This window comes from Anaerostipes sp. Marseille-Q3525 (genome assembly GCF_018223505.1).
GTDB lineage: Bacteria > Bacillota > Clostridia > Lachnospirales > Lachnospiraceae > Anaerostipes > Anaerostipes amylophilus.
Genome location: NZ_JAGTTT010000003.1, coordinates 178,575 through 186,821 on the forward strand (window position 1 = coordinate 178,575; position 8,247 = coordinate 186,821).

6 protein-coding genes are annotated in these 8,247 nt (G+C 37.2%); all 6 read right to left on the reverse strand.

Going from position 1 to position 8,247, the window contains the following annotated elements:
• The 6 genes from KE503_RS03080 to melB all read right to left on the reverse strand — a co-directional run bounded on the left by KE503_RS03080 (window position 1) and on the right by melB (window position 8,093).
• Window positions 1–1,728: an ABC transporter ATP-binding protein gene (locus KE503_RS03080; protein ID WP_212384457.1), complete on the reverse strand. Its 1,728-nt coding sequence runs from the start codon at window positions 1,726–1,728 to the stop codon at window positions 1–3.
• A 161-nt stretch (window positions 1,729–1,889) separates the two neighbouring features.
• The gene (gene galE, locus KE503_RS03085; RefSeq protein WP_055196693.1) at window positions 1,890–2,900 is read right to left on the reverse strand and encodes a UDP-glucose 4-epimerase GalE; all 1,011 of its coding nucleotides are present in this window, start codon (window positions 2,898–2,900) and stop codon (window positions 1,890–1,892) included.
• 24 nt (window positions 2,901–2,924) lie between these two features.
• Complete coding sequence (gene galT / locus KE503_RS03090; protein ID WP_212384458.1) at window positions 2,925–4,421, reverse strand: UDP-glucose--hexose-1-phosphate uridylyltransferase; 1,497 nt, start codon at window positions 4,419–4,421, stop codon at window positions 2,925–2,927.
• Between the two features lies 1 nt (window position 4,422).
• A complete protein-coding gene (locus KE503_RS03095; protein ID WP_212384459.1) occupies window positions 4,423–5,442 on the reverse strand; it encodes an aldose epimerase family protein in 1,020 nt (339 codons plus the stop codon).
• Window position 5,443: 1 nt separating this feature from the next.
• Window positions 5,444–6,727, reverse strand: a complete 1,284-nt coding sequence (locus tag KE503_RS03100; protein ID WP_212384460.1) for a galactokinase — start codon at window positions 6,725–6,727, stop codon at window positions 5,444–5,446.
• Window positions 6,711–8,093: a melibiose:sodium transporter MelB gene (melB, locus tag KE503_RS03105; RefSeq protein WP_008391966.1), complete on the reverse strand. Its 1,383-nt coding sequence runs from the start codon at window positions 8,091–8,093 to the stop codon at window positions 6,711–6,713. The genes KE503_RS03100 and melB overlap by 17 nt, the downstream gene beginning before the upstream one ends.
• Window positions 8,094–8,247: the final 154 nt, after the last annotated feature.

The following is an 8,247-nucleotide window of genomic DNA, read 5'->3' on the forward strand; positions in this document are numbered from 1 at the left end:
TTATGCCTCCTCTCCTGCCATCTGTGATTCACAGATCTCTTTATATACCTGATTCTCTTTTAATAGCTGTAAATGAGTCCCAATTCCTGCAATCTTTCCATCATCTAACACTAAGATATGGTCAGCATTACGGATCGTTGATACTCTCTGGGATACAAGAAATACTGTCATATTATCTGTATTTTCTTTGATCGCTTTTCGAAGTCTTGCATCTGTTGCAAAGTCAAGTGCAGATGCACTATCATCAAGAATTAAGATCTCAGGTTTACGTACTAATGCCCTTGCGATCGTTAGTCTCTGTTTCTGTCCACCAGATAAGTTTCCTCCATTTTGTTCGATCCTAAGGTCTAATCCCTTCTCTTTCTGATCAACAAATTCTCTTGCCTGTGCGATATCCAATGCCTGATAGATTTCTTCATCTGTGGCATCTTCTTTACCCCATTTCATATTATCTCTTAGGCTTCCTTCAAACAAGGATGCTTTCTGCGGAACAAATCCGATCTTTCCTCGGATAAATTCTGGTTTTAATTCTTTCTCATCAACTCCACGGTATAGAATTCTTCCTGATGTCACATCATATAATCTTGCGATCAAAGATACAAAAGTACTCTTTCCTGACCCTGTACCTCCGATCACCCCGATCGTTTCGCCTTCTTTCACCGCAAAATCAAATGGATGGATCGTCTCTTTTCTTGCACCATGATAGACAAACGATGTATCTTTAAACTCAAGAATAGGTGTATCTTTCTTCTCTTCTATATCTGTTTTTCCAGTTTCCTTCATAGATGGCTCTAATGCAAAAATCTGATCTACACGGTCAAGACTTGCAAGTGCTCTGGATAAAATGATCAGAAGATTCGCAAGTTTTACAAGTTCTACAAGGATCTGTGACATATAATTGATCAGGGCAATGATCTGTCCTTGTGTTAAATAACCCAGATCAACCTGTTTTCCACCAGACCATAAAATCGCAATGATCCCCAAGTTAATGATCACGTAAGTTAGTGGATTTAGTAATGCTGAAATCTTTCCAACGTGGATCTGTTTGTTATAAAGCTGTCCACTTTGTACTTTGAAATTCTCTTCTTCGCTTCTTTGTCTGTTAAAGGCACGGATCACACGAATTCCAAGGAGATTTTCCCTTGTGCTTTTTAATACTTCATCGACCTGTTTTTGTACTTTCTTATACATTGGCATCGTGATCCATAAGATCAGTCCGACAACTACTGCCAATGCTGTGATCGTAAATACAAAGGAAACTGCTGCCTTATGATCCACCGTAAATGCCATGAACATCGCACCAAATACGACAAATGGTGACCTTAAAAACAAACGCAGGAACATGTTAACTCCATTTTGCACCTGATTGATATCATTACTCATGCGGTTGATCAACGTTGATGTCCCAACCTGATCGATCTCCTGATAAGAAAATCGATTCATATGTGCGAATAAATCACTTCGCATCGACTTTCCTGTATACACAGCCGACCTCGCAGCAAAATACTGTGCTGTGATAGAAAATGAAAATCCAATGATTCCAAGTAAGATCAATAATCCTCCCATCTTCCACAAATATCCAATATCGTGACGTCCGATCCCTACATCGATCATGCTGGCAACAACCAATGGTACAAATAGTTCAAAACTAGCTTCCAACATCTTAAATAATGGTGCAAGGATCGTAACACAAAGATGTTCCTTCAAATACCCTAGTAAACGTTTCATTGATTCATACTCCTTTTTTATCTTACTGCTTTCTTTAGTATACACCATTTCATTTTTTATTTGAACATCGTACCAGATATTTTACGAAAACAAAAAAGTACCGTTTAGAGCCAGGTAACATGCTCTAAACGGTACAGGGATGATTTATGGTTCAAAAAGAGTTATTTGTCTTCCTTTTGAACAGAACAATATCCTTGTGGGTGGCTGCTGTGCCATTTCCATGCGGATGCAATGATTTCTTCAAGATCTGCATGTTCTGGCTTCCAGCCAAGGATATTCTTCGCTTTTTCACTGGAAGCGATCAAGACAGCCGGATCTCCAGCTCTTCTTCCTTCTTCCACAGCCTTGATCGGCTTTCCTGTCACTTTTCTGGCTGTTTCGATGACTTCTTTTACAGTAAATCCAACACCATTTCCAAGATTGAAGATGTTGCTTTCATTACCTTCCATTAAGTATTTCACTGCCAGAATATGTGCCTGTGCAAGGTCTGTTACATGAATATAGTCTCTTACACAAGTTCCATCTTTTGTATCATAATCCGTTCCAAAGATACTGATTGCTTCTCTTTTGCCATTTGGCACCTGTAAGATCAATGGAATCAGATGTGTTTCTGGATTATGATCTTCTCCGATCTGTCCACTTACATGTGCTCCGCAGGCATTAAAGTATCTTAAAGATACATAACGAAGTCCATGTGCACGACCAACCCACTTAAACATCTTTTCCATGGAAAGTTTTGTCTCTCCATAAGTGTTTGTTGGCTCTGTGCGGTCTGTCTCTACGATCGGTACTTTCTCTGGTTCTCCATAAGTTGCTGCTGTTGAGGAGAATACGATCTTATCGATGCCATGTTCTACTAAGGACTGTACCATTGTCTTTGTTCCACAAAGGTTATTATCATAATATTTTAATGGATTTACCATACTTTCTCCAACTAAGGAGTTCGCTGCGAAATGGATCACTGCATCGATATCTTTTTCCTGATCTAGGACACTGTCTACAAATGCTTTATCTCTTAAGTCTCCTTTGTAAAACTTTGCTTTTGGATGAACAGCCTCAATATGTCCTGTTTCCAGATTGTCGATGATCACGACTTCTTCCCCTGCATCGATCAGTTCATAAACTGTATGAGAACCAATATAACCAGCTCCACCTAATACTAATATTTTCATCTGTCATTTCCTTTCTGAACTCAATTACAAAGTTGCAATAAATCGGTCAAATGCTTTTCTTCCTTCTTCCGTGCATTTATAAACTCCGGCATCTTCTAAAACTTTAACGAATACTTGTCCGATCTCTTCTTTTAAGATATCCATGACATTTTCTTCATTGATATCTGTATATTTTCCTTTGATTTCTTCAACCCATGCTGCATGCTTCTTTAAATCTTCCTTAGAAACAATATCTTCTCCTTTGATCAGACACTGGCTTAAATGTTCCATCTCTGCTTTTAATCTGGATGGAAGTACTGCAAGTCCCATAACCTCGATCAGTCCGATATTTTCTTTCTTGATATGATGATACTCATTATGTGGATGATAAAGTCCTAATGGACATTCTTTCGTTGTGATGTTGTTACGAAGTGTCAGATCCAGTTCATACATATCGCCTTTTTTACGTGCGATCGGTGTGATCGTATTGTGTGGTTCTCCATCTGTCTCAGCAAAAATATATGCCTCTTCATCGGTATATCCACGCCATTTTTTCAAAATATAGTCTGCAAGTTCAATGAGTCGTTTTTCATCTTTGCACTGAATACGGATTACTGATAATGGCCAATGAACGATTCCTGCTTTCACATCTTCGTATCCTGGAATGACAAATTCTTTCTCGATCGCTGCACGTTCCATGGCAAATTCATAATGTCCACCTTGGAAATGATCATGTGTTAAGATAGAACCTCCAACGATTGGAAGATCGGCATTGGATCCTAGGAAATAGTGTGGAAACTGTTTTACAAAGTCAAATAGTTTTGTAAATGCTGCCTTATCAATCTTCATTGGTACGTGCTGTCCGTTAAATACGATACAGTGTTCATTGTAGTATACATATGGAGAGTACTGGAATCCCCATTTGCTGTCATTGATCACAAGCGGCATAATTCTGTGGTTCTGTCTTGCTGGATGATTCATTCTTCCTGCATATCCTTCATTTTCCATGCAAAGCTGACACTTTGGATAAGAACTTTGCTTTGCATTTTTTGCTGCTGCAATTGCTTTTGGATCTTTCTCTGGTTTGGACAGGTTGATCGTGATGTCGATATCTCCGTATGGACTGTTTACTTTCCATTTCATATCTTTTTTGACGCGGTCTCTTCGGATATAGTTTGTATCCTGACTGAATTCATAGAAAAATTCAGTTGCTTTCTTTGGACTCTCTTCGTAATAGGTACGGAATTCTTTGATGACCTGGCTTGGTTTTGGTGTCAGGATTCCCATTAATTTTGTGTCAAATAAATCTCTTGTCACGATATCATCACTTTTGATGATATAGCGATCATAAGCTGTATCTGTCAGACGATCTAAAATCTCTGGCAGGATGATTTCTTCTCCTTCAATATCAGGATCTCCATATTCATCTAATCGAAACACTTCCAGATATTGATTGATCGTATAGATTTCATCTTCTGGCATGATCAGTTTTTTATCAAGTCCATATGTTACAAGTTTTTTGATATCTTTTTGTAAATCCATCTTATTCCACCTCAAATCGATATGTTGTTACTGCTTCGTATTCTTCGCCTTTTCTTAAAATTACCTTTGGTTCTTTTTCTATATGTATGGAGTTTGGTAAGAACTGGGCTTCTAAGGCAACACCATCTCTGTTTTCGTATGGTTTCCCACCTTTTCCATTACATCCGCCAGACAGGAAGTTTCCTGTGTATACCTGAATGCATGGAAGTGTTGTTGTCATCGTCATTTTTCTTCCAGTTCCTTTGTCATATAGAACTAACTGGTCATCTTCATCTTTTACCATGAAAGAATGATCATAACCTCCGGCAAGTTTTAACTGTTCATAATCATCGTTGATCCGCTCTCCGATCTCATGAAATTCTTTAAAGTCAAATGGTGTGTTTTCTATCTTTAAAAATGTTCCATTGGCAAGACAGTTTTCATCAACACATGCAATCTCATCCGCTTTTACCTTTAACTGATGATGATAAATTTTATCTTTTCCAGCAGATAAATTAAAGTAAGAATGATTTGTGATATTGATCAGTGTATCCTGATCGGATACTGCTTCATATTCCATTTTTAATGTATTATCGCATAAACGATACACAACTTTCAGATAAAGACTTCCCGGATATCCCTCTTCCATATCTGGTGAGAGATAGATAAAACGAATTCCATCTTCCAACAATTCATATTTATATATCTTTTGATTAAATCCTTTGATTCCTCCATGGAGAGAATTCTTTCCATTGTTTGCTGCCAATTCATATGTCTTTCCATTTAATTCAAACTTTGCATCTCCGATACGATTTGCAACACGTCCGGCGATCGCTCCCATGTAACTTCCATCTCCATGCCAGCAATCTTCCACATTCTCAAATCCAAGAACAACATCCCCAAAGTTTCCTTCTCGATCCTTTGTAAATACAGATAATATATGACATCCAAGATTACTTGTGATTACTCTGATCTCATCGTTTTTTAATTCAAATAAGCAGACTCCGTTATCTCTTTGTTCTATCATTCTTACTTTCATCATCTTATAATACCTTCATTCCTCCGTATGGGCGTACTTTTAAGACATGACATGCTCCTTCACCAAATACATGTTCCATGTTCTTTTTGTACATACTAACAATATCATTTGGTACAAATGCCTGAATCGTTCCTGCAAATCCTCCACCATGAACTCGGCTGACTCCTTTATCTCCTAAGGAAATATCACTGATCGCCAATCCGATCGATACACTCTGATTTGTCAGGTCATGGCTTGAATATACATTTTGTAAATATTTAAAGGATGAATCACCAGATTCTTTGATCAATTTCTTAAATGTATCAAAATCTCCTTCTTCTAAAGCTTTTACCTGCTGATCTACACGTTTATTTTCCTCAAATAAATGCATTGCACGAAGAACCGCACGATCTCCTAAGATTTCTCTAATCTTTGGAAGATTTAAGTAAAAATCATCTTTATCAACTTCTCTTAATGCTTCCTGATTAAAGTAATTAGCAACTTTCTTCATTTCATATGGAATTGCTGCATAATCATCTGTTAAATCTGCATGAGATCCTTTTGTATCCACGATACATAAGCTGTGTCCATATTCTTCAAAATCCACGTCAACCTTTTTGATCTTTGGTTTTTTCGGATCTTCAAAGTCGATATTGATCAGACCTCCAACAGAAGATGCCATCTGATCCATCAATCCACAAGGTTTTCCAAAGTATACATTCTCTGCATACTGTCCGGCCTGCGCCAAAAATACAGGATCGATCTTCATATCGTTATATAACCCAGATAAAATATTTCCGATCAATACTTCAAATGCAGCAGAAGATGACATTCCAGCCCCATTTAGTACATCACTTGTTACATAAGCTTCAAATCCACCGATTTTGTATCCTTCTTCTTTTAATTTAGAAGCAACTCCCTGAATCAGTGCTTGTGATGTTCCTTTTTCTGCTTTAGCCGGATCAAAAGAACTAAGACTTACTATGCTTCTTTCATATCCTTCTGATTTTAGGTCGATCACATCGTCATCTCTTTTGGCAACGATTGCGATCGCATCCAAGTTAATGGAAGTTGCAAGAACTTTTCCAAACTGATGGTCTGTGTGGTTTCCTCCTACTTCACTTCTTCCTGGAGCACTATAGATTTCTACTTCTTTTTCTCCATAAATATCTTTAAAGGATTCTAATGCTTTGATATAACGTTCCTGTTGATATGCAAGAACACTTTCATCTACATAGATATCTTTTAATAACTGATCATATTTCCCTTCTTTAAAAGCTTCTTCTAATTTTTTAATACTGTTCGGCATTGCGATTTGCTCTCCTTTCTTCGATTGTCTGAATAACTTTCTTCATGAAACTGTCATCCAAATGATAGGCTTTTTTATAAACTACATAGGCTACAAGCATGGACACCGCTGGAATCGCACACATTAAAAATCGAATAGAATTTAATGTTAATGCAGACTGTACTGCGTTTGGATTTGGAATATATCCTGTACGTTCCAGTGCAAATCCAATGAAAAGTGATGTTAAAGCCGCTGTGAATTTTACGATCAATGTCTGTAAAGAGAATACAACGGATTCATTTCTTGTTCCCAGTTTGTACTCACCATAGTCAACGACATCAGATAAGAATACTGTCGCACATCCAAGTTCTAATCCTGTTCCTGTCTTTACGATCACTCCTGCAACTGCTGTTAATACGATATTCTGTGGGCATACAAATCCAACAACTAATAATAATGCTAAACCAATAAATGGTAAAATACATGCCAGTAAAAATGATGTATGTCTTGATAATTTCTTTGCTACTTCTGGGAAGATGATCAATCCAACAACTTCTGCGATAGATGCACTGATCATAAAAGCTGATAACATGTTGGCATTTCCACATACATATGTAAAGTAGTAAACTGCAACACCCATGATAAACTGAATTCCTACATTATATAGAAGAATCAGTCCAACAGCTGACTGTAACTGGTCATTTTTCTTAATGATTGAGAATACATCTTTAAAAGAAATCTTCTCACTTGGTGCATTGTTTTCTTTTACTTTTAAGTTGCAGACTGCAACTCCGATCGTAAGGATAAATGTTCCTGCAATGATCATGGCAAAACGATGATATCCAATATATCCTCCACCTAATGCTGCGATGATCTGAACACCGAATCCTGCAATGACTAATGACTGTCCAATACTTGCGAAAATTCTAGGTAAAACGGAAACAACTTCTCGTTCGTGTGGATCTGATGTAAGGTTTGGAATTACGGACCAGTATGGAATATCCATGATCGTATAAGTCATTCCCCATAATACATAGATCACTGCAACGAAGATGCAAAGTGAAGTTCCTGTTAATTTAAAGTCAGTAAATAATACGACAAACACAACGGAATTGACTAAGGTTCCGATCACAAGCCATGGTACGAATTTTCCAAAACGTGATCTTGTGTTATCTACGATCATTCCCATAAACAGATCGTTAAATGCATCCCAAAGTTTTGCTACGAAGAATACGATTCCTACAAATCCCGGTGATACTTTCAGCACGTCCGTAAAGTAGATCATAGCGAATGTCGCCATCATTCCATAAATTAAATCTTTTCCTAACGCTCCAAATGCAAAAGTATATTTTACTCTGCCTGGAACCTTTCCATTAGTTGTTCCCATTTTTCTATCCTCCTGTTTTTGATAAGCTGTCTTTTATGTTTTTATAGTAAATCTTTTTAGTAAAATTGTCAATATATTTTTACTAATTTTTTTACTTTTATTTTACTAAATTTACTTTTGTGCTTTTCTCTGTTATAATGAGATAGATTAATAT